This is a genomic window from Streptomyces sp. Da 82-17 (assembly GCF_046098215.1).
Classification (GTDB): Bacteria; Actinomycetota; Actinomycetes; order Streptomycetales; family Streptomycetaceae; genus Streptomyces.
Map to the genome: position 1 here is coordinate 17,181 of NZ_JBJURH010000028.1, position 21,530 is coordinate 38,710.

Annotated in this window: 16 protein-coding genes; 8 read left to right on the top strand and 8 right to left on the bottom strand. The window is 71.4% G+C overall.

Annotation, left to right across the window (positions count from 1 at the left end; translation table 11 throughout):
• Nucleotides 1–43: 43 nt before the first annotated feature.
• The 5 genes from ACIDOF_RS33520 to eccB all read right to left on the bottom strand — a co-directional run bounded on the left by ACIDOF_RS33520 (nucleotide 44) and on the right by eccB (nucleotide 4,591).
• Nucleotides 44–382, bottom strand: a complete 339-nt coding sequence (locus tag ACIDOF_RS33520; RefSeq protein WP_409009981.1) for a hypothetical protein — start codon at nucleotides 380–382, stop codon at nucleotides 44–46.
• Between the two features lie 111 nt (nucleotides 383–493).
• A complete protein-coding gene (gene mycP, locus ACIDOF_RS33525) occupies nucleotides 494–1,681 on the bottom strand; it encodes a type VII secretion-associated serine protease mycosin (protein ID WP_409009982.1) in 1,188 nt (395 codons plus the stop codon).
• Nucleotides 1,682–2,031: 350 nt separating this feature from the next.
• The gene (locus tag ACIDOF_RS33530; RefSeq protein ID WP_409009983.1) at nucleotides 2,032–2,316 is read right to left on the bottom strand and encodes a WXG100 family type VII secretion target; all 285 of its coding nucleotides are present in this window, start codon (nucleotides 2,314–2,316) and stop codon (nucleotides 2,032–2,034) included.
• A gap of 113 nt (nucleotides 2,317–2,429) precedes the next feature.
• Nucleotides 2,430–2,741, bottom strand: coding sequence for a WXG100 family type VII secretion target (locus ACIDOF_RS33535; protein ID WP_409009984.1), 312 nt, complete (start codon nucleotides 2,739–2,741; stop codon nucleotides 2,430–2,432).
• Between the two features lie 284 nt (nucleotides 2,742–3,025).
• Entirely contained in the window at nucleotides 3,026–4,591 is a 1,566-nt protein-coding gene (gene eccB / locus ACIDOF_RS33540) for a type VII secretion protein EccB (protein ID WP_409009985.1), read from the bottom strand.
• A gap of 452 nt (nucleotides 4,592–5,043) precedes the next feature.
• Here eccB and eccE point away from each other — a divergent pair, with 452 nt between their 5' ends.
• The 3 genes from eccE (at nucleotide 5,044) to ACIDOF_RS33555 (ending at nucleotide 10,742) form a co-directional block, all read left to right on the top strand.
• Nucleotides 5,044–6,378, top strand: a complete 1,335-nt coding sequence (gene eccE, locus ACIDOF_RS33545) for a type VII secretion protein EccE (RefSeq protein ID WP_409009986.1) — start codon at nucleotides 5,044–5,046, stop codon at nucleotides 6,376–6,378.
• The gene (locus ACIDOF_RS33550; RefSeq protein WP_409009987.1) at nucleotides 6,378–7,223 is read left to right on the top strand and encodes a hypothetical protein; all 846 of its coding nucleotides are present in this window, start codon (nucleotides 6,378–6,380) and stop codon (nucleotides 7,221–7,223) included. The genes eccE and ACIDOF_RS33550 overlap by 1 nt, the downstream gene beginning before the upstream one ends.
• Nucleotides 7,224–7,670: 447 nt before the next feature.
• Nucleotides 7,671–10,742, top strand: coding sequence for an SCO5717 family growth-regulating ATPase (locus ACIDOF_RS33555; protein ID WP_409009988.1), 3,072 nt, complete (start codon nucleotides 7,671–7,673; stop codon nucleotides 10,740–10,742).
• Between the two features lie 91 nt (nucleotides 10,743–10,833).
• Here ACIDOF_RS33555 and ACIDOF_RS33560 read toward each other — a convergent pair whose 3' ends face one another.
• The gene (locus tag ACIDOF_RS33560) at nucleotides 10,834–11,109 is read right to left on the bottom strand and encodes a DUF397 domain-containing protein (RefSeq protein WP_409009989.1); all 276 of its coding nucleotides are present in this window, start codon (nucleotides 11,107–11,109) and stop codon (nucleotides 10,834–10,836) included.
• A 288-nt stretch (nucleotides 11,110–11,397) separates the two neighbouring features.
• On the opposite strand from ACIDOF_RS33560, the gene ACIDOF_RS33565 reads away from it, so the two are divergent.
• From ACIDOF_RS33565 to ACIDOF_RS33585, 5 genes are all read left to right on the top strand, one after another.
• Entirely contained in the window at nucleotides 11,398–13,278 is a 1,881-nt protein-coding gene (locus ACIDOF_RS33565) for an ABC transporter substrate-binding protein (protein ID WP_409009990.1), read from the top strand.
• 13 nt (nucleotides 13,279–13,291) lie between these two features.
• Nucleotides 13,292–14,365 (top strand): ABC transporter permease, encoded by a 1,074-nt coding sequence (locus ACIDOF_RS33570; RefSeq protein WP_409009991.1) that lies wholly within the window; start codon nucleotides 13,292–13,294, stop codon nucleotides 14,363–14,365.
• The gene (locus ACIDOF_RS33575; protein ID WP_409009992.1) at nucleotides 14,362–15,294 is read left to right on the top strand and encodes an ABC transporter permease; all 933 of its coding nucleotides are present in this window, start codon (nucleotides 14,362–14,364) and stop codon (nucleotides 15,292–15,294) included. The genes ACIDOF_RS33570 and ACIDOF_RS33575 overlap by 4 nt, the downstream gene beginning before the upstream one ends.
• Nucleotides 15,291–16,256 carry an ABC transporter ATP-binding protein gene (locus ACIDOF_RS33580; protein ID WP_409009993.1) on the top strand — a complete coding sequence of 322 codons (966 nt, stop codon included), beginning with the start codon at nucleotides 15,291–15,293 and terminating at the stop codon, nucleotides 16,254–16,256. The genes ACIDOF_RS33575 and ACIDOF_RS33580 overlap by 4 nt, the downstream gene beginning before the upstream one ends.
• A gap of 245 nt (nucleotides 16,257–16,501) precedes the next feature.
• On the top strand, nucleotides 16,502–17,518 hold the full coding sequence (locus tag ACIDOF_RS33585; RefSeq protein WP_409009994.1) for an ABC transporter ATP-binding protein: 1,017 nt from the start codon (nucleotides 16,502–16,504) through the stop codon (nucleotides 17,516–17,518).
• Here the strand turns inward: ACIDOF_RS33585 and ACIDOF_RS33590 are convergent.
• Nucleotides 17,481–19,097, bottom strand: coding sequence for an ABC transporter substrate-binding protein (locus tag ACIDOF_RS33590; RefSeq protein ID WP_409009995.1), 1,617 nt, complete (start codon nucleotides 19,095–19,097; stop codon nucleotides 17,481–17,483). The two genes, ACIDOF_RS33585 and ACIDOF_RS33590, sit on opposite strands and share 38 nt — an antisense overlap.
• On the bottom strand, nucleotides 19,094–21,133 hold the full coding sequence (locus ACIDOF_RS33595; protein WP_409009996.1) for a hypothetical protein: 2,040 nt from the start codon (nucleotides 21,131–21,133) through the stop codon (nucleotides 19,094–19,096). Before ACIDOF_RS33595 ends, ACIDOF_RS33590 begins: the two co-directional genes overlap by 4 nt.
• Between the last annotated feature and the right edge of the window lie 397 nt (nucleotides 21,134–21,530).

Sequence of the window (21,530 nt, forward strand, 5' to 3'; positions counted from 1 at the left end):
CTCCGTACATCCCCTCCGTCAGTGGCCGATTCCTGAAGTCTGCTTAGTTCGCCGCGCCGGCGTTGTTGCCGCCGTCGTAGCGACCCTTCTCGGCGTGCTCCTGCTCGGTGTACTTGTCCTTCACCTTCGAAGCGCTCTTGCCGAACTCATCGATCAGCTCGTGCAGGCCCTTGATGATCTTCTCGATTCGGGCCTTCTCTTCGGCGTGAGCCTTGTGCAGCCCGTTCGACTCCAGGAACTTCATGCTGCCGAAAGCGGTGCTAGGAATGTCCGTCTCGTACTTGGCCTTCTCATTGGCCGAGTCCATGTTGCTGATCAGCCCGTTGAGCTTCCGGATGACGTCATCCAGGGCGCTCAGATCAACCCGCATCCCGTTGCTCATACCCCGTGTCCTCTCCCCTGTTTTCCAAAGTTCTTCGTGCCGGCGGACTCCGTGTCCGGCCGGTCCGGCTTCGTCAAAGGCCCTGATTCGTTCTGTGCAGGCCGGTTCGCCTTACTCAGATCCAAACCCCCCAGCCTTCTTCCGTCGCCAGTCCCGAACAGCGATCCCGCTGCCGCCCGCGACGAAGACCAGCAGCAAGCCCGAGCCCAGTACGTAGATCGCGATCCGTCGGTCCCGTTCCGCCGGGGTCTCCCCCATGGTGACCTTCATCGGGGTGACGGCGCCACTGGCTTGCTTCGGAGTCTCGGGCTCGGGTGTCTCGCCGGGTTCCGTGCTGTCGGACAGCGCGGCCAGCGGGTCGACAACTCCCCAGCCCACGTACCGATTGGCCTCGGCGGTGGGTCGCTGGGCGGTCTCCTGCATGCGCGCGATGACCTGCTGGGCGTTCCACTCCGGGTAGCGCTCCATCATCAGCGCGGCCACACCTGCGACGTAGGGGGCCGCGAAACTGGTTCCGTCGGCGGTGCACTGGCCGCCCTTCGGGACCGTCGAGACGATGCCCTGGCCGGGGGCGGCGATGTCGACGAAGTCGCCCGCCTGGGAGAAGAACGCCCGCTCGTCGTTGCGGTCGGAGGCCGCGACCGCTACCACTCCGTCGTACGACGCCGGGTACGTGTTCTTGGACTTGCCGTCGGCGCCGTCGTTGCCGGCTGCGGCGACCACGAGGGCGCCCGAGTCGACGGCGTTCTTGATGGCGGCGCGCAGCCGCGGCGGGTCCTGCCGCTTCTCCGTGTCGGAGGAGATGTTGATGATCTCGGCGCCCTGGTCCACGGCGTAGTTGATCGCCGCGACCATCGTGTCCGAGTTGCCCTGCTTCGGCCTGCCCTGCTTGTCCTGCGCTCCGGTGTAGCGGATGGGCAGGATCTTCGCGTCGGGGGCGAGGCCCTGGAACCCCGTCTTGGGGTACTTCTTGGCGGCGATGATGCCGGCGACCCGGGTGCCGTGCCCCTCTATGTCCTCGGTGCCGTCCTTGCCGCCGACGAAGTCCTTGCCCTTGGACGCCATTTGGCCCGCGAGCTGCTTGTTGTCGTCGTCGACGCCCGTGTCGATCACCGCGACCGTCACGCCCTTGCCCGTGGCCTTGTCGTGCAGCTGCTCCATGAGGATGCGCTGCAGGGACCAGGGGGTGGACGGAATGTTCTTGCCGCCGAATTCGCACTCGGAGCTCGAGTTGAGGCCGAATTCGGGGTTCTCGGGTCCGGAGTCGGCGACCGCGACAGGGGCGGCGGCGAAGCACATCCCCGTGACCGTGAGTACGCCAACAGCCCGCTGCAGTGCGCGGGTTCCACTCGTACGCGTACGGGGTGTCAGGACCCCCATGCTCAGGACCCCCAGGGATGGCTTGTCAATAGCTGGTGCGGTGACGCGGTTTCTTGCCAGGTCCGGCGAGGCCTTCGCCGGAGCCCGAGTTCTTGCTGCGGTCGTACGTACTGCCTACACCCGGGAACCCGAACACCGGGTGTCCCACGGATGAACGGGCCCGGCCCGGGTGTTGAGGCGAGTTCGGCCCAGTCCGCGCTGTTCGCGCCGACCGGGCCTCCCTCAACGCCTCGGAACACACCGACTCAGGCCCGCTGCGGGCTGAGGGATCAGTTCCAGGTGTTGGCGTTCTGACGCTCGGTGGCCTGGTAGTTCTCGGCCGAGTTCTGGAGCGCCGACGCGATCTTCATCAGCGTCTGGTGCAGGTCGGCGGCAGTCTGGTCCCACTCGCGCTGCTTGCGCTGGTAACCCTCCTGCGCCTCACCTTCCCAGGACTGGGCGACGTTCTTGACCGCGGCCTCGATGTCGTCGAGCTGCTGCTTGATGCGGCCGGCAGTGGTGCGGACGTCGGTCGCAGCGTTGGTGATCGTTGCGTAATTGACGAGAATGGACATCGTCTATCCCTTTCGGGGAGTTTGCGGAAGTTTGGTGGGGTGATGAGCAAGCGCGACGCGAATGTCCCGGAAAGTCGGGGCGGTTACGCGACGGCCACTCGATCGAGCGACGATCAGCCGAAGTCCGACATGATCTTGCTGATCTCGGAGTTCTGCTGCTCTTCCGACGCGGTGTAGTTGCTCCGCGTGGAGTCCACGGCTTCCTTGATGTCCTGCAGGATGTCGCTCATCCGCTTCGCGTCCGAGTTCCACCGCTCCTGCAGCGAGTGGTACGACTTGGCCGCCTGGCCCTGCCAGCCGCCCGCGATCTGCTCGATCACGCCGTTGAGGCGGCGGATCTCCCCCTGGATCTGACCGTTCGCCGTGTCAATGTCGCTCGAGAGCTTGGCGAGCTGATCTTCTGTTACCCGAAACTGGCCGGCCATGGTGAACCTTCCCCCATGTCGTTGTGGACCGAGAAGCCCGTACCGCTTCTCGGGTTTGAGGCGTCACTTCTGTTGAACATCAATGAGCGCTGACAGCACTCTATCGCCCGTCACTGACACATCCAGCGGCAGCAGGGATCAGTTACAGACTTCACACAGTCCGGCGACGGAGCTGTGATTGGAACGGCCAACTCCGGGCAGGAGAAGACGATTTGGGCCTTCCACCCGCAGTCGGCCGTCGCCGTGGAACCGGTGAAAACGTCACCGGCCGCCGTCGCCGAACCTCACTGGCTCTGCGCCTGGCGCGCGCTTCCCGTGTCCAGCATCGGGCCCTTCGGGATGAATTCGGCCCAGTTCTGCGGAACGTAGACCGAGTTCTTCACCTTTTCGTAGCCGAGGCGGGTGCGGGCCTTGTCGGTCTCGGAGGGCTGCTCGCCTTCCTTCGTACCGTTGCCCTTTTCGCCGGTCTTGTCCGAGGCGTCGTCGTTGCCGACCGGCAGGGAGTAGCGCAGACCGGTGTCCGTGAGCAGGTACGTACCGCCACCGCCGCCGGTCGCGGCGCCCTGGATCTGCTGGAAGAGCAGGCCCGATCCGGAGGAGACGTACGCGTTCAGAGAGTCGGTGATGACCTTCTTCGGGTACGCCTTGCCCGCCCAGGCGCTGAGGTTGGGCTTCTTGGCGGCCGTGTCGAAGGTGCCGTCGAAGACGCTGCAGGACGTGTCGTTCGCGGCGCCGGTGTTGGCGTCGACGGCGTTGGCCTGCTCGGGCGTCTGCTGCGGCCAGTCCGCGTGGCCGCCGAGTGGCTCCGCCGGACCCTGGTTGGCGGTGGTGACGTCCTTGTTGGCGACCGAGACCTCTTCGGCCAACGAGCCTTGCGCGGCAGGCGAGTTCATGATCAGGGAGGCCTCGAACTGCGAGATCGAGGCGACCCTGTCCTTGAGGACGACGTAGTAGTTCACGCCCGAGGCGTCCTCGGCCTTGAGGACCTGGCCGACCGTGCCGGCCTCCTGGGGCAGGCCCTGGACCGACGTCCCCGTGCCGGCGCCCGGGATGGTCGGGAACGAGATGGTCCCGCTGTCGTCGAGCGTCTTGAGCCACTCCGGGCTGACCGGCTGCGGCTCGTTCTTGCCGCCGATGGTCGCGGCGAGCAGGTTCGTGCGCAGCGCCGGGTCCGCGTTGACGGCGTTGGTGCCGAGGCGGAAGACACGGCCCTCGCCGTCGACGAGGAAGCGGAGCTTGGTCTTGGGCTCCTCGACGTACAGGACCTCGCCGGAGTCGACCTTGCCCTTGTCCTTCACGGACTTGGCGTCCTCCGCGTCGAGGACGAACACCGCGCGGTCGGGGGTGCCGCCGGCCTGGCCGGGGCGCTCGCAGACCGCCCAGGTCTTGGCCTTCTCGGCGTCCTCGGGGGTGGGGAGGCGGTCCGGGGCGTACGGGATGCCGATGGTCGGGCCGTGCCGGATGCCGCTCTTGTCGATCTCCTTGCCGGGCACCTCGAGGACGGTGCCCTTGCCCTTCTCCAGAAGGAGCTTGGCGGAGGCGTAGTTGAGGACCGGGTGGAGGATCTTGTGGTCGCCCTCCTTGAGGACGACGTACCGCGTCGTGGAGTCGCTGTCCACGATGACGTTCTCGCCCGGCTTGTCCCAACCCTTCGGCGCCGCAGGCTTGATCACGCCCCAGGCGATGAAGCCGACCACCAGGACGACACCTACGGCCAGACTGGGCATCACGGTGCGAACCGGACGCGGCGCACCTTCCTCTGATCCCCCGGGCTCCGGTGCCAGGAAAGCCGCGACAGTGCGCTTGCGCGCGAATGTATAGGCGGCGAGCTCATCCCGACGCTTTGCCATGTGTCCCAGCTCTCCCGTTTCTCCCGTTTTGCCATGCTCAGTCGTTGCCCCCCGACCGGCCCCCGGCGGTATCAGCGCGCATTCGTGGGCCGGTTGAGCAGAACAGGGCACCTACTATGCACTGCGCCGCCGGGCCCCGGTCCACCAGGTTCGGTGTGCGAGTCCGCTCTGTACCGGAAGTTCACAGAGCCACCGCACTTCCCTGTCCTGGCCCCCGTGTCGCCGGGTGCTCATCAGCGGGTAGCGTGACCTCTCACACGAACACAGGGCACCGCAGCGCACGGCGGCCACAGCGGCGACGCGCAGGACGAGCGACAGAGCGACACGGCACCACAGCGACACGTCGCGCAGCACGACGAGCGAGCACCACGAGCCCGCTCGACGGGCGACCACCAGCACAGCCGTGCCACCGAGCGAACCGATGCCACATTGCGAAAGGGATGTCCCGGGGGATGACCAGCGCTACGAGCACTCGGCGCGGACGCCGCGCACAGCAGCAGCCGAGGGGCGGGGGACGGGGCAGGCCCACCCCCGGCCCGGCTCCCGCGGCCACGGGACCCGCAGCCTCCGCCGCGCCTCGCACGCTGCCGCGCCCGGGCGGGCTCGGCCCGCTGCGCCTGCAGCAGCTGGTCCTGGTGGAGCTGGCCGCCGCGATCATGGTCGCCGCGTGGGTGACCGAGCGCTGGCTGCTCGCCCCGGCCGGCGCGGTCGCCGCGCTCCTGGTGCTGCTCGCCATCCTGCGCCGCCACCACCGCCCGCTGCCGGAGTGGTACGAGACGGCCCGCGCGCTCAAGCAGCGTCAGCGCGAGGCCAAGTCGCCGGTCCCGCCCGGCACCGACCCGATGCTGGCGCCCGCCGTCGAGTGCGACCCGGCGCTGCGCACGTACAGCTTCGTGTCCCGGGACGACCGGTCGATCGGCATGATCGGTGACGGCTCGTTCCTCACGGCCGTGCTCTTCGTGCAGCCCAGCGACGAGCCGCTGCGCCCCGAAGTCGCGGGCCGCCAGCTGCCGTTGCAGCTCGTGCAGGACGCCCTCGAGGTCGACGGCATCCAGCTCGCCTCCGCCCAGGTCGTCCAGCACACCCAGCCCGCGCCCGCCCCGCACCTGCCGCAGCAGTCGGTCGCCGCGCGGTCGTACGGGCCGTTGCAGGCCCAGGCCGGTTCGCCCGCCCTGCGGCTCACCTGGGTCGCCCTGAAGCTCGACCCCGAGCTGTGCCCCGAGGCCGTCGAGGCCCGCGGCGGCGGTGTGCCCGGCGCCCAGCGCGCCCTGCTCCGCGCCGCCGACCAGCTGGCCAGCCGGCTCGCCGGCGCGGGCTTCGCGGCCACGCTGCTCGACGAGAACGAGCTGGTGAACGCGCTCGCCACGTCCAGCTGCCTGAACCCGCGCGCCAACTCCCAGCGCAGCAACGACGGCCGGCCGAGCCAGCGCCGTACGGTCGAGGCCGTCCGCACCTGGCGGGTGGACGACCGCTGGCACACCACGTACTGGATCTCCCGCTGGCCGCAGCTCGGTCAGGGCGGCGTCGGACTGCCGCAGCTGGTGACGCGGTTCACCTCGCTGCCGGTGCTCGCGACCACCTTCAGCACCACCCTCAGCCGGGCGGGCAACCGCGGCATCGCGATCGCGGGCCACGTCCGCATCACCGGCCGCGGCGAGAACGAACTGGACCAGGCGCGCCGCGAGTTGGAGCGCGCCGCAGGCGCCTCCAAGGTCGGCCTCGTGCGGCTCGACCGCGAACAGGTCCCCGGCGCCCTCGCCACCCTGCCGCTCGGAGGTACGTCCTGATGTCCTACCCCACGCCGACCATGAACCAGGGGCAGCGCCAGAACCCCGAGCGCCGGCCCGCCCACGTCGCGTCGCCGACCGACACCGGCATGATCCCGCTGCTGCAGCAGCCCGAGGCCCCGCAGCAGCAGGAGCAACGGCGCATCTTCAGCCCGGGGTTCGGCCTGCGCGGCCCGCGCCGCAACCGGCACGTGGTGACGTCCGACGAGATCGCCGCGATCAGCATGCCGATCGGCGACGACGGCGTGATCATCGGCACCGACACCGAGAACCAGCCCGCCGTCCTCGGCCTGGCCCGCCCCACGCCGTTCGACGTCTGCGTCGTCGGCGGCCTCTGGCTCGCCCAGGTGCTGGCGCTGCGTTCCGCCGCGACCGGCGCGCGCGTCGCCGTCGAGACGGGCCGCCCGCAGGTCTGGGCGCAGCTCGCGCAGGCGGCCGGCGGCGGCCAGCAGTGCGTGACGGTCTACCCGGTGGGCCGCGTGCCCGCGCAGGGCCCGTCCGTGTCCAGCCCGGTCGTGCTGATCCGCGACTGCGGTGTCCGCCCGCCGCGCGGCCGGGTGACCTCGCTGCCCTGGCAGGCCGTCGTCACCGTGCTGCCGTACGTCGGTGAGCACGCGCCGCGCTGGCTGTCGCAGGCCCAGCTGGTCGGCATCCAGCGCATCTCGCCGCAGGAGACCGAGGTCGTCCGCGAGACGCTCGGCGTGCCGGCGGACCACCTGCAGCTGCTGCCGACGCTCTCCGACAACGTCGCCCTGTGGTGCACCCGCAAGCACCGCAAGTACGTGATGACCGAGCCGACCGACGCCGAGAACGGTCTGCTCGGCGCGGCCCGGCGTATGGACTGACGTCCCGATGCCGCTCCGCAACCGGATTGTGATGTCCGGTCGCGGGGCGCCCCTCGGGGCGATCGGCGCGCGGAAATGCCTCTCCGGCCGGCGTTCGACGTCCGGCCGGATTGCGTCTTTCGGTGGCCGAGCACATGCCCTTGGATGCTCGGAAGTCCGTCCGGACGGGCCGAGAATCCCCTCAACCCGCCCGGATGTTCCGTGACTTCCGGGCACCGCGACCCGATCCGCCGATCGAGTCGCACAGAGCCCGGGGACCCCGGGGAAGCCGGTCGACCGGACCAGCGGCGGAGACGGAGCGCACACAAGGGCGCTTTCCCGTACCGCGGTGCGAGTGATTAGGCTCTTCTGGTGATGCGGTTGCGTCGCAGACGCGTGGGACGCGCCACCCCATCCGCCCGACCGCGACGACGCATTCAGCAGCAGTGGCTGACCAGGAGGCAAGCAGTGAACAGGGATCGGTCCGACTACCACGGCGGCCAGTCCCCTGACGGGGAAGACCGTGAACTCGACCTCACGGGCGAGTTCGAGATCGTCTACGAGCCTCCTGCTTGGTACGACCAGGGATCGCGCGGCGGCAACGCCGCCCCGGCCTCGCCGCCGCCTCCCACCGGCCAGCCGCTCGGCCCCCCGACGGGACAGCAGGGCCCGCCGCAGCCCCCGGCCCAGGAGCAGCCGCAGCAGGGGCAGCCGCAGCAGGGGCAGTACGCGCCGGGCGCACAGCAGGGGCCGGGTGGCGCGCCCCAGGCCGGCTACCCCCAGCAGGACGCCTCCGGCGGTTACGGCTACCCGCAGCAGAACACCGCGGGCGGGTACGGCTACCCGCAGCACGCCCAGCCCGCGCAGCCCGCTCCGGACGCCTCCGGCGGTTACGGCTACCCGCAGCAGGCCGCCCCCGTCGCACCCCAGGCCGCCGCACCGCAGACCACGCCTCCGCAGACGGCCACGCCCGCGACCCCCGCGACCGGCCAGGACACGTCGGGCGGTTACGGCTACCCGCAGCAGGCCGCGTCGGCGACGGGCGGGTACGGCTATCCGCAGTCGGGCAGCGAGTCCGCGCACTCCCCTTCGGCCGACGCCTCGCCCGCGCCGTCCGTGGACGCCTCGCCCGCTCCCCCGGCGCCCGCACCCGCGGCTCCGACGCCTGCGGCTCCCGCCCCGTCCACTCCGTCGGCCCCGTCCGCGCCTTCCACGCCTTCCGCCAACGCGCCTGCCGCGCCCGGCTTCCCGGTACTGCGTCCCGTGGACGACGAGGACAGCGGTGCGACGCCGGTCGCGTCGGCGAGCGAGCCGGACGCGTCCGCCGACGAGCCCGAGCAGCCCGCCCAGCTCAACTACGCGGCCGCGGACGCCGAGGCCGCCGCCCTGTTCGGCTCGGCCGACGACGAGCCGGAGTCCGGGTCCGCCGACGAGCCCGAGCAGGAGCAGGCCGCCGCCGAGGACGACGCGGAGGAGCAGTCCGCCGAGGCCGGGCAGACCGGCGCCGGGCAGGCCGCCCCCGAGGCGCCGCAGGCCCCCGAGGCCACCGCGCCGGCGGAGGCTCCGCAGGTCCCCCAGGCGCCCCAGGTACCGCAGGCGCCGCAGCCTCCTCAGGCCCCGCAGCAGCAACTGCCGCCGCTGCCGCAGGGCTACCAGCCGGCGCAGCCCGAGCAGGGCGCGGCCGCCGCCCAGCAGCCCGGTCAGCCGCAGCCCGGTCAGCCGCAGGACCCGCAGGCCGCGGCCGCCGCGGCGCAGGCCCAGGCGCAGCAGGCCGCCGCCCAGGCCCAGCAGGCCGCGCAGGCACAGGGCCAGCAGGCCGGGTACGGCTACCCGCAGCAGGCCCAGCAGCCTCAACAGGCCGCCGGGCAGGGCGGGTTCGGCGGTGCGCAGCCGATGCCGCAGCAGCAGGGGCAGCACCCCGGCGCCCAGCCGATGCCGCAGCAGGACCAGGCCGCGCAGGCGCAGGCGCACGCCGCGCAGCAGGCCGCCGCTGCCCAGGCCCAGCAGGCGCACGCCGCCCAGCAGGCTGCCCAGGCGCAGCAGGCCCAGCAGCAGGGCCAGCCCGGTGGTTATGGGTACCCGCAGCAGCAGGTCCCCCAGCAGCACGGCTACGGCTACCCGCAGCAGGCCGGACAGCAGCCGCACGCCCAGCAGCAGCCGCACCAGCAGCACCCGCAGGCGCAGCAGGGCCAGCACCCGCAGCAGCCCCAACAGCCCCAGCAGCACGGTCAGCCGATGCCGCAGCAGGGCCAGCAGCCGCAGCCCCACGCACAGCAGCAGCCGCAACCGCAGCCGCACCAGCAGCAGCCGCAGGGCTGGTCGCAGGGCGGTCAGGCCGGTCAGGCGGGCCCCGGCGCGCAGCAGCCGCAGCCGCAGGCCGCGCCCGGCACCCCGCTCGGCTACAACGCGGCGGTGGAGCTGTCCTCGGACCGCCTGCTCCGCAACCAGCCGAAGCAGCGCAAGAACAACCCGGGCCCGTCCCGGTTCAAGCTCGGCGCGAAGAAGGAAGAGGCCGAGCGGCAGCGGAAGTTGGAGCTGATCCGTACGCCGGTGATGTCCTGCTACCGGATCGCGGTCATCTCCCTGAAGGGCGGCGTCGGCAAGACCACGACGACGATGGCGCTCGGTGCGACGCTCGCCTCGGAGCGGCAGGACAAGATCCTCGCGATCGACGCCAACCCGGACGCGGGCACGCTCGGCCGCCGTGTGCGGCGCGAGACGGGTGCGACGATCCGTGACCTGGTGCAGGCGATCCCGCAGCTGAACAGCTACATGGACATCCGCCGCTTCACCTCGCAGGCGCCCTCCGGTCTGGAGATCATCGCCAACGACGTGGACCCGGCCGTGTCGACCACGTTCAACGACCAGGACTACCGGGCGGCGCTCGACGTCCTCGGCCGTCAGTACCCGATCATCCTGACCGACTCGGGCACGGGTCTGCTGTACAGCGCGATGCGCGGAGTGCTGGACCTGGCCGACCAGTTGATCATCATCTCGACCCCGTCGGTGGACGGTGCGAGCTCCGCGTCGACGACGCTGGACTGGCTGTCGGCGCACGGCTTCGCCGACCTGGTGCAGCGCTCCATCACGGTGATCTCCGGGGTCCGCGAGACCGGCAAGATGATCAAGGTGGAGGACATCGTCGCGCACTTCGAGACGCGCTGCCGCGCCGTCCAGGTGGTGCCGTTCGACGAGCACTTGGCGGCGGGCGCCGAGGTCGACCTCGGCATGATGCGCCCGAAGACCCGTGAGGCGTACTTCAACCTGGCGTCCCTCGTCACCGAGGACCTCGCCCGGGCCGCGCAGAGCCAGGGCTATGCCGCGCAGCAGCAGATGCCGCAGCAGGGCTACCCGCAGCAGGCGCAGGCCCCGCAGCAGGGCTACCCCCAGCAGGGCGCTCCGCAGCAGGGCCAGGGCTGGCAGCAGCAGGGCCAGCAGCCGCCGCAGGGCCAGGGCTGGACCCAGCAGCCGCAGCAGCCCCAGCAGGGTCAGCCGGGCCAGCAGCAGGGCGGCGCGGTCCCGCCGGGCTGGACCCAGTAAGGACCGGCCGCGGGCAGCAACACCCGTACGAGCGAAAGGGGTTGGCGTTCTCGGACGCCGACCCCTTTCGCGTACGCACGGACCTGCCGCGCTAGTTCAGGTCGAACTCCCCGTCGCGCGCGCCGAGTACGAACGCGCGCCATTCCGCCTCCGTGTACCGCAGCACGGTGTCGGGCTCCTTGGAGTTGCGCATGGCGACGGCGCCGCCCTCCAGGTAGGCGATCTCGACCTTCTCGTCCTCGGGCCCGCCGGGGGCGCTGTGCCATTCGACGCCGCTGATGTCCAGGGCGTACAGCGCGTCCTTCTCCGCCTCTTTGCGCGCCTTGAGCGCCGCCTGGTCCTGCTCCTGTCGCTGCTCCGTCGACATCAGGATCTCTCCGTTCCGCTGGCCGTGCCGTGCTTCGGACTCTACCGTCGGTGGGGGCCTTTCCGGGGGCGTCTTCAGAGGGCTGTACCAATGTCGGTCACGGGCCCAACTCGGCGTCATAACAGGGGCGTTCCCGCAGGCCACACCGCGTTCATTCGCCGTTGACATGTTTAGACCACCGCTGATAGACACACACCTCATCCAACTGAGCTGTTCCCGCATGTCATTCAGTACGTCCCGCAGTACGTCCGCCTTTCTGTGCGAGCAACTACGCGAGGTCAACTGCCCATGGACACAAGAGTTCAGCACGTTTCAGACGAACCAGCGAGAAGACGTCCACGCCGTCGCGGCCGCGTGCTGCTCGGCTCCGGGGTCGCCGCGCTGACGCTCACCGCCGGCCTCGCCTCCCCGCTCAGCCCGGCGCCGCAGGAGGCGCGGGCGGAGAGCACCGCGAAGAAGGAGACGCTGACGGTCGCGGTGGCGCAGAGCGTCGACTCGCTCAGCCCGTTCCTCGCCCAGCGCCTCGTCAGTACGAGCATCCACCGGCTGATGTACGAGTACCTGACGAACTACGACCCGAAGGACGCCCGCCCGGTCCCGGGTCTGGCCACGAAGTGGGAGCCGTCCGCGGACAAGCTCACCTGGACGTACACGATCCGCAAGGACTCGAAGTGGTCCGACGGGAAGCAGGCCACCGCCGAGGACGCGGCGTGGACGTTCAACAAGATGATGACGGACGAGGGCGCCGCGACCGTCAACGCGTCCTATGTCGCCAACTTCAAGAAGGTGACGGCTCCTTCACCGGAGAAGCTGGTCATCGAGCTGAAGAAGCCGCAGGCGACGATGACGGCGATCGACGTGCCGATCGTGCCGAAACACGTCTGGGAGAAGGTCGACGATTTCGGGAAGTTCAACAACGACGACAAGTTCCCGATCGTCGGCAACGGCCCGTTCGTGCTCACGGACTACGAGAAGGACAAGTTCGTCAAGCTGACGCCGAACAAGAATTTCTGGCGCGGCGCCCCGAAGTTCGACGAGCTGGTCTTCAAGACGTACAAGGACCAGGACGCCGCGGTGGCCGCCCTGAAGAAGGGCGAGGTGTCGTTCGTCGCGGGGCAGCCCTCGCTGACCCCGGCGCAGGCCGCGGAGTTGAAGAACGTCCCGAACGTGAAGGTCAACGACGCGCCGGGCCGCCGTTTCTTCGCCCTTGCCACGAATCCGGGCGCGCAGACGAAGAGCGGCAAGAAGTTCGGTGACGGGCATCCGGCGCTGCTCGACCAGAAGGTGCGGCAGGCGCTGTTCCTCGCGGTGGACCGCAAGACGATCGTGGACAAGGTGTTCCAGGGCCACGCGGTCGAGGGCGAGGGCTACATTCCGCCGCGTTTCTCCGACTACTTCTGGAAGCCGGATGCGGGCCAGAAACTCGCGCACGACCCGAAGAGGGCGGCCCGACTCCTCGACGAGGCCGGGTACAAGAAGAACGGCGACGGAAAGCGCGTCGGCAAGGACGGAAAGCCGCTCGACTTCCGCATTCTGTGCCATGCCACCGACCCGATGGACAAGTCGATCGGGAATTACCTCAAGGAGTGGTGGGGCGAACTCGGCATCGGCCTGGAAGTGCAGTGCCTCGACAACGTCACCGACCCCTGGTACGCGGGCGAGTACGACCTGGCCTTCGACGGCTGGTCCGTGAACCCGGACCCGGACTACGTCCTGTCGCTGCACATCTGCGACGCGCTCCCGGCCAAGCCGGGCGCCACGTCCCCGACGGACAACTTCATCTGCGACAAGAAGTACGACGAGCTCTACAAGCAGCAGCAGGCCGAGTACGACCCGGCGAAGCGGCAGGACCTCGTCAAGCAGATGCAGTCGCGGCTCTACGACACCGGGTACATGAACATCATCGCGTACCCGAACGCCGTGGAGGCCTACCGCACGGACCAGATCGAGTCGATCACCACGATGCCCTCGGACGCGGGCAACATCTATGGCCAGGACGGCTATTGGAGCTGGTGGTCGGCGGTCCCGGCGGGCGAGGAGGCCGGATCGTCGGACGACGGCACGTCGGCGGGTGTGGTGATCGGGATCGCGGCGGGCGCCGTCGTCCTGATCGGCGCCGGGGCGTTCGTGGCGCTGCGCCGCCGTGCCACCGCGGAAGAACGCGAATAGGGGCAGCCGCCACATGACCGACGCCTCCACCGGTACCACCGCGCTCGCGGACCCCGACGGCCCGGCTGCGGCCGGGCCGTCGGCCCGCGGGCCGCGCGCCCGTGACACCGTCGCCTATCTGCGGTACGGGGCGGGCAAGCTGCTCGGCGCGGCGGTGTCGCTGTTCGCCGTGCTCGTGACGAGCTTCTTCCTGTTCCGGATCATCCCGGGCGACCCGGTGCGTACGATCACGCACGGCCGGGCCGTGTCCGCCGAGCAACTTGAGGCGCTGCGCCGCCAGTTCGGCATCGACAAGCCGCTGTGGGAGCAGTTCACGCAGTACTGCGGCCAGGCGCTGCGCGGCGACTTCGGCAACTCGTACCAACTGCACGACCCGGTCGGCGAGTTGATCTGGGACCGGCTCCCGGCGACGCTGCTCCTGACCGGCACGGCCTTCGTCCTGTACTCGCTGATCGGGGTGTGGCTCGGCACCCGCTCGGCGTGGCGGAACGGCGGGCTCGGCGACCGCTTCAACACGGGGCTGTCGCTGACGCTCTACTCGGTGCCGTCGTTCTGGCTGGGCCTGATGCTGATCAACGTCTTCGCGGTCGGCGTCGGTTTCATCCCCGGGATGTTCCCGACGGGCCTGATGGAGACCGGCGACGGCTCGACGGGCCTCGCGCACGCCCTGGACGTGGCGCACCACATGGTCCTGCCGGTGGTCACGCTCGTCGCGGTCGGGTACGCGCAGACGCTGCTCGTGATGCGTTCCTCGCTGCTCGACGAGATGGGCAGCGACTATCTGACGACGGCCCGCGCGAAGGGCCTGCGGGACGCGCTCGTACGCCGCCGGCACGCGGTGCCGAACGCGCTGCTTCCGACGGTGACGCTGCTGTTCGTGAACCTCGGGCATGTGGTCGCGGGCCAGATCCTGGTCGAGACGGTGTTCTCCTGGCCGGGCCTCGGCGGGCTGTTCTACGAGGCCCTGTCGATCCCCGATCTCCCGCTCCTGCAGGGCCTGTTCTTCGTGTTCGCGGCCGGCGTGATCCTGATGAACACCCTGGCCGACCTGATCTATCCGCTGCTCGACCCCCGGGTGGGCCGATGACCACGACCGACACCGACACGCGTACGCAGGACACCGTCGCCGCGAAGAGCCCGCGCGCCCTCGCCCGGGAGCGCCGCCGCCGCTCGGTGGTCCGTTTCTGGCGGCAGTACCGCACGCACCGGGCGGGCCTGTTCGGGCTCGGCGCGCTCGCCCTGTTCGTCCTCCTCGCGCTGTTCGCGCCGCTGCTCGTCGGGGCGGACGTGCAGAGCGTGACGAAGGCGCCGGGCCTGCCGTTGGAGGCGCCCAGCTCGGAGTTCCCGCTCGGCACCGACAAGGACGGCCGCGGCATGCTGGGCCTGCTGATCTGGGGCGCGCGCTTCTCGCTCACGGTCGGCTTCCTCGCCGCCGCGCTGTCCGTGGCGATCGGCACCCTGATCGGCATCACGGCCGGTCACTACAAGGGCTGGTACGCGACCGTCATCATGCGGATCACGGACTGGTTCCTGGTGATGCCGACCCTGGTCCTGGCGATCGCCCTGGCCAGTGTGCTGTCCCGCTCCATCTGGACGATCATCCTCGCGATCGGCGTGACCACCTGGCCGACGACGGCCCGGCTGGTCCGCGCGCAGACGCTCGCGGTGGAGTCCCGCCCGTACATCGAACGCGCGAAGGCGCTCGGCGGCGGGCACAGCCACATCATGACCCGGCACGTGCTGCCGAACGTGATGCCGCTGGTGCTCGCCCAGACCACCCTGGTGATCTCCTCGGCGGTCCTCACCGAGGCCACCCTCGCGTTCCTCGGCCTCGGCGACCCGACGGTCACGTCGTGGGGCGGCCTCCTCCAGGACGCCCGCGACTCGGGCGCGACGACGAAGTGGTGGTACGTGATGCCGCCCGGTATCGCCATCGCCCTGGTGGCCCTGTCCTTCACGCTCTGCGGCCGCGCCGTCGAGTCCGTGCTCAACCCGAGGCTGGGGGCGTCCCGTTGACCAGCGCACCGTCGACCACCACACCACTGCTCGACATCAAGGGCCTCACGGTCACATACGGCACCGGGGCCGCCGCCGTGCGCGGCGTCGACCTCACCCTGGAGGCGGGCCGGAAGCTCGGCATCGCGGGCGAGTCCGGCTGCGGCAAGTCCACGCTCGCCCTGTCCCTGCTTCGGCTGCTCCCGGCGGGCGCGAAGCTCTCCGGGGAGATCCTGCTCGACGGCGAGGACGTCCTCGCCATGAAGTGGGGCCGGCTGCGGGCGGTGCGCTGGGCGGGCGCGTCCATCGTGTTCCAGGGCGCGATGCACTCCCTGAACGCGGTCCACCGCATCGGCGACCAGATCGCCGAGCCGATGCTGATCCACGGCACGGCCCCGCCGTCGGGCGTACGGAAGCGGGTCGCCGCACTCCTGGAGCACGTGGGCCTGCCCGCGTCCCGCGCGGAGGCGTACCCGCACGAGCTGTCCGGCGGGCAGCGGCAGCGCGTGATGATCGCGATGGCGCTGGCCTGCGACCCGAAGCTGATCGTCGCCGACGAGCCCACCACGGCGCTCGACGTGATGATCCAGGCCCAGATCCTGCGCCTGATCGAGGAGTTGGTGGCCGAGCAGGGCGTCGGCCTGATCATGATCAGCCACGACCTGGCGGTCCTCGCCGACACCTGCGACCGGCTCGCGGTGATGTACGCGGGCCGCGTCGTGGAGGAGGGCCCGGCGTCGGAGGTCTACGCCGCCGCCCGCCACCCGTACGCGAAGGCCCTCTCGGCGGCGTTCCCCCGCATCGGCGACCCCGCCTCCCGCCACGCCCCCCAGGGCCTGGCCGGCGACCCCCCGGACCCGACGGCCCTCCCGCCCGGCTGCACGTTCCACCCCCGCTGCCCGGTGGCGGAGGACCGCTGCGCCCGGGAGGACCAGGAGCTGCGGGGCGAGGACGGCTGGAGGGCAGCCTGCATCCATGCGTGATCCCCAACCGCTCCGCGTGCCGTCCGCAGTGGACGGCTCCCGGGGCTCCGCCCCGTGCCCCGGCCGTCGTTCGGCTGCCGCCCCGTCGTGGCTGCTCGCGCCCCGCGGCGGAGCCGCTGATGTCACAGCCCCGCGCCCCTGTCGGGGCACCATCGCTCCCTCCCATCCCTCGCTGTGGGCAGGCGTTCCGCAGGGCGGAACGGGTGGGCACAGCGCCCCGGTGCCGGGCAACTGAAAGGCCGACGATGACCGAGTCAACCCTGCTCAGTGCAACCGACCTGAGGGTCACCTTCCGGGGCCGCCGGGGAGCTCCCCCGGCCCGAGCCGTGGACGGCGTCCAGCTGAACCTCGACAAGGGCGAGATCGTCGCCCTCGTCGGCGAATCCGGCTGCGGCAAGACGACCCTGGCCCGCGCCCTGTTGGGCCTGGAGAAGCCGACCGCGGGCCAGGTGTCGTTCGACGGCGCCCCATTGTCGTACGACACCCGCTCCCTGAAGGCGTACCGCAACCGCGTGCAGCTCGTCCTGCAGGATCCCAGCGGCTCCCTGAACCCCCGGCACACCGTGTACGAGGCGGTCGCGGAGGGCCTGCGCGTGCACGGCTACGGGGGCGACGAGCAGGCGAAGGTCGCGGAGGCGCTCGCGCGGGCCGGACTGCGCCCGCCGGAGCGGTTCTTCCAGCGCTATCCGCACGAGCTGTCCGGCGGGCAGCGGCAGCGCGTCGTCATCGCGGGCGCGCTCGTCCTGGACCCCGAACTGATCGTCGCGGACGAGCCGGTGGCGTCCCTGGACGCGTCCGTGCGCGGCGAGATCCTCGCGCTGCTGCTTTCGCTGCGCCGGGACCTCGGCCTGTCCGCCCTGGTCGTCACGCACGACCTGGGCCTGGCCTGGAACATCGCGGACCGGGTGGCGGTGATGTACCTGGGCCGGGTCGTGGAGACCGGCACCGTCGAGGAAGTGCTGACGGCACCTCAGCACCCGTACACCCAGGCCCTGTTGTCGGTGCTGCCGGAGGCGCCGGGCGAGCCGGTGGTGCTGACCGGGGAGCCGCCGGACCCGACGCGTATCCCCGGCGGCTGCCGCTTCCACGCCCGCTGCCAGATCCTCGCCTCCGGCGAAGCGGAACGCGCGGGCGTCGCCGGGGACTGCCGTACGAAGGACCTGCCGGTGCTCTCGGCGGACCACCGTACGCAGGCGGCCTGCCACTGGGCGGCGGCGCGGGCCGTCAGCGGGCCGGGCCCAGGGGCTTCTCCAGCTTGTTGAAGCGGAACTCGCCGGACGGCAGCAGGTCGACGAGCGGCAGCTCCTTCGCCACGGGGTTGCCGTCCTCGCCGAACTGGATGAGCCCGCTCAGGCCGCCCACCTCCTTGCCCTTGCCCACCTGCAGCAGCATCTGACGGACGGCGAGCGCGGGCGGCTCCTTCGGCGGCCACGGCAGCTCCGCGCCCGAACCACCCTTCCCCTGGGCCGACTTGTCGGACGGCTCGGGCGTCCACACCTCGCGGACGGCCTTCCCGACGGCGAGCATCGCGTCGTACACGGCGATGACCTGCCCGTCGTCGAGCTTGTCCGCGCCGCGTCCGGTCAGCTCGCGGTAGCGCTCGGCGAACGCGGGGAACGGGTCGGCGCCCTTCGGGTAGCCCTTGCCGTCGCCGGTCCACATGTCGGGGTGGGCGAGCGCGGTGAAGCTGACCTCGACGTTGCTGACCTTCCACGCCTTGGTGAGCTCGGCCAGCTTCTCCTCGCTCTCCATGCCGTCGGCGTAGATGCTCACCGCGTCGTCGCCGGTGAACACGGTGACGCCGCACTGCCGTCCGGTGACGCTCATCGCGGTGATGAACCGGCGCAGCTCCCGGCCGCGCCCCGCGAAGTACACGGCGTCCGGCCGGTGCTGGCAGACCCGTTCGGCGATCGACCCGAACGCGTTCGGCAGGGCCGGGGCCCCGGCCTCGTACGACAGGCCGAGCGGTTCCAGGCGCAGGCCCTGGCGCTGCGCCTGTTCCTCGAAGCCCTCGCTGAGGGATCTGCTGTAGGCCTCGCCGGTGTTCCGGTCCTTGATCATCGCCACCTTGTAGGCGCCCGGCTTCGCCTTCCGCTGCGCGTCCCTGAGGTGCCGCACGATCGCGGATGCCTGCTGTTCGTTGGGGTTGTTCACCCGGAAGAAGCCGGGCTCCTTCGAGGCGAGGTCGTCGGCCGTGGACGTCGCGGCGACCATCGGCAGCCCGGCCTCCCTGAGCGCGTCGACGAGGTGCCGCGTCGCCTTGTACGAGGGGCCGAAGCCGGTGACCGCGACCAGCGGGTGCTCGCGGTCCTCCTTCAGCTCCGACAGCAGCTCCTCGACGGGCTCCCACTGCTTGCCGTCCGCGCCCGTGTTGGCGATCAGGAGCTTGATGCGCGGCACGATGCCCTGCCGGTTGTTCAGCTCGTCCTGCGCGGCGTACGCGCCCTCCAGTTCCTGCAGCGCCGCGTTGTCGTCCTTGTCGCCCGCGCCGATGGTGAACGGGTGCACATAGGCGACGGTCACCCAGCGCTTCTTGGAATCCTCGACGTCCTGGTTGGCCGCGCGGATCTTGGCGGTGATGTCGTCGAGGGAGTCGTCGTACGAGAACTCCCCGTCCGTGACGCCCACGCACTCGTCGTCGGGCCCCGCCTCCCACACGCCCTCGGCGCACCGGTCGAAGGCGTACGCGCGGGTGCCCCAGGTGTCACCGGCGAAGAAGTACACGCCGTACGCGAGCACCGCCGCGGCGAGCAGGCCCCAGCGGGCGTACCACCAGCGGGACCGGGCCGCGGTCGGCGGCGTCCAGGGCGGGATCGGCGGGGACGACTGCGGGTCGGTCACCACGGCTCCTTCCGGTAGAGGCGCATGCGGTCGTCGAGCGTCTGCCACTGCCTGAAGCCCCGCAACTGGCCGCGCAGCCGCTCCAGTTGCTCCACGATCACGCCGTGCAGCTCGGCCAGCGGGTCGCCGAGCGGGTCGGACCACAGCTCGGCGTACGGGTCGGCCGCGGGATGCAGGGTGAGCTGTCCGGCGACCAGGAGGCGGGCCACGGGGTGCTGCTCCTCGGGCAGGTCCGCCTCGACCTCGGCGCAGCGCTGCTCGTACTCGGCGCCCGCGTCCGTCACCGTGTGCAGCCGGCGGTGCGGGGCGCGCTGCACCCACGACAGGGCCCGGCACCAGTCGTCGGCCTCGCGGGTGCCGGCCCGCACCTCCTGGAACGCGTCGTGCAGCAGCCGGGCCGCCCCGGCCACGTCGCCGGCGGCGAGCCGGCAGTACGCGAGGTCGCGGAGCGCGCCCGTCCCCTCGGGCCCGGCGGCGGCGACGCGCAGCGTCTCGTACGTCCATGCCCAGGTGCGGGCGCGTTCGTCGCCCTCCTCGCGGGCGAGTTCGTGCAGCAGGAGGCGGCGGACGACGCGCGGCAGGACCGCGACGTGTTCGCCGTCGACGAGGGCGGTCTCGGTGCGCAGGTCGTCCCGCGCGGCCTCGGCGACCCGTTCGCGCAGGTGGGTGCTGCTGCCCCACAGCACTCCGGCGGCGACGGCCTGCCCGGGGGCCACGGGGGCGGCAGCGCGCGGCAGGGCCCGCCGGTCGGCGGCGGCGCTCTCGCCGAGGAGCCGGCCGAGCACCTCCCGGGCGACGGCGTGCCGGCCGTCGGACGCGAACACCTGCCGGATGCGGTGGACGACCGGCTCGTCCGGCTCGAAGGTGGTGGCGAGGGAGGTCAACGCGGCGGCGGTGGCCAGCGGTTGACCGCCCGTCAGCTCGTACAGGACGCGGCCGAGCCAGGCGGCGGGCCGGGAGACGCCGTGCACGGCGGGGCGCGGCAGGGTGGTGACGACGCGCTGGGCGAACTCGCCGACCTCGTCCCGGTCGAGGGGACGCAGCTGCGCCACGTCGAGCCGCCCGCCGATCCGCCGCGGCACGAACGCCTCGCCGTCCTCGGAGCGGCGCCAGCACTCCAGGTAGGCGCCGTGCGGCACGAGTCCCGGCTCGCGGTTCTCCAGGGCCCGGGGGCGGGAGCGGGCGGTGGCGACGAGGACGAGCGGGTCGGGGGTACGGCGGGCCTGCCGGGCGGCGTCGAGGGCTTCGAGGAAGGCGTCGCCGAGAGTGTTGTCGACGTCGTCGAGCAGGACGAGACAGCGCAGGGTGCGCTCCTCGTCGTCGGCGTAGGCCTGCTCCAGGTCGGTGAGGAAGGCCCGCGTCATGACGTCCTCGACCTCGGCGCGCTGGGCCGAACTGCCGTGCCGAAAGCCGTGGTTGAGGCTGACCAGGAACTCCTCGGGGGAGGCGGGCGGGCGGTCGCCGAGCCGGTTGATGGCGCGCCGCAGCCGCTGCTTGGCGCGCGTCATGCCCCACACCTTGCGGCCGCCGCGCACCAGGTGCAGCCCGGCGAGGGCGAGCGGGGGCAGCCCGGCCATGGACGCGGCGGTCTCCAGGAGGGTGGTCAGCAGCGCCCCGAGCTCCTCCTCCTCGGCCCGCCCCTCGTCGAGCGCGGTACGGATCTGCTGCACGGCACGCGCCCGGTTGCCCGGGTCGGTCTCGACGGCGAGGGCGAGCGCGAGCACTCCGGAGGCGGGCAGCCGCAGCCCGGGGAAGCTGGGCGTGGCCGCGCTGAGCTGGAAGGCGACCTCGGTGAGGACGTCCACGGTGCCGCGCTGCCCGTCGTCGAACCCGGCCAGGTCGACGTGCGCGGTGTGGGTGTGCTGGCCGAGCCACTTCAGGTGGGCGAGCAGAGTGCTCTTCCCCGAGCCGCGCCCGCCGAGCAGCAGCAGGGGGTGCCGGGACTCGGGGCCGCCGCCCACGGAGAGCCGCTCCTGCACCCATCGGGCGACCAGGACGTCCCGCTGCGACGTCCCCGCCCACGCATCCTGCGCCACAGCTCCCCCTCCGCCCCCGCCGCTGTCCCCTGAGGATGCCTCAATTCCCGTACGGGGAAACGCAGTTCGGCAATTGCACGAAGGGCCGAAGCCGCCACACCCGAGGCCACGGGAACCCCACCCGGCCCCGACTGCCGCTCCCCGCACCAACGGGACGCCACGGGCCCTGCGGGGCGAACCGGCTCAACCGGACGCGGCGGACCGCCGCCGCCCCGGGGCCGCCCAACCGACAGCACGTGGCGATCCACCCGAGCCCGCGAGGACAACCCGCCGAAGGCACCCGGCACTTGAGGCAGCCCCCGCGGCCGCTCCTCCCCGGCCACGGCACGGGAGGGTGCACCCCGCTCGCCGGGCCAAGGCCACCACGAGGGCATGTCAGCCGCCGAACGCCGAGCAC

What these genes read in the sequence shown, in the direction of transcription:
- ACIDOF_RS33520 (WP_409009981.1), bottom strand. Translation starts at nt 382, where the DNA reads ATGAGCAACGGGATGCGGGTTGATCTGAGCGCCCTGGATGACGTCATC.
- mycP (WP_409009982.1), bottom strand. Translation starts at nt 1,681, where the DNA reads ATGTGCTTCGCCGCCGCCCCTGTCGCGGTCGCCGACTCCGGACCCGAG.
- ACIDOF_RS33530 (WP_409009983.1), bottom strand. Translation starts at nt 2,316, where the DNA reads ATGTCCATTCTCGTCAATTACGCAACGATCACCAACGCTGCGACCGAC.
- ACIDOF_RS33535 (WP_409009984.1), bottom strand. Translation starts at nt 2,741, where the DNA reads ATGGCCGGCCAGTTTCGGGTAACAGAAGATCAGCTCGCCAAGCTCTCG.
- eccB (WP_409009985.1), bottom strand. Translation starts at nt 4,591, where the DNA reads ATGGCAAAGCGTCGGGATGAGCTCGCCGCCTATACATTCGCGCGCAAG.
- eccE (WP_409009986.1), top strand. Translation starts at nt 5,044, where the DNA reads ATGACCAGCGCTACGAGCACTCGGCGCGGACGCCGCGCACAGCAGCAG.
- ACIDOF_RS33550 (WP_409009987.1), top strand. Translation starts at nt 6,378, where the DNA reads ATGTCCTACCCCACGCCGACCATGAACCAGGGGCAGCGCCAGAACCCC.
- ACIDOF_RS33560 (WP_409009989.1), bottom strand. Translation starts at nt 11,109, where the DNA reads ATGTCGACGGAGCAGCGACAGGAGCAGGACCAGGCGGCGCTCAAGGCG.
- ACIDOF_RS33565 (WP_409009990.1), top strand. Translation starts at nt 11,398, where the DNA reads ATGGACACAAGAGTTCAGCACGTTTCAGACGAACCAGCGAGAAGACGT.
- ACIDOF_RS33570 (WP_409009991.1), top strand. Translation starts at nt 13,292, where the DNA reads ATGACCGACGCCTCCACCGGTACCACCGCGCTCGCGGACCCCGACGGC.
- ACIDOF_RS33575 (WP_409009992.1), top strand. Translation starts at nt 14,362, where the DNA reads ATGACCACGACCGACACCGACACGCGTACGCAGGACACCGTCGCCGCG.
- ACIDOF_RS33585 (WP_409009994.1), top strand. Translation starts at nt 16,502, where the DNA reads ATGACCGAGTCAACCCTGCTCAGTGCAACCGACCTGAGGGTCACCTTC.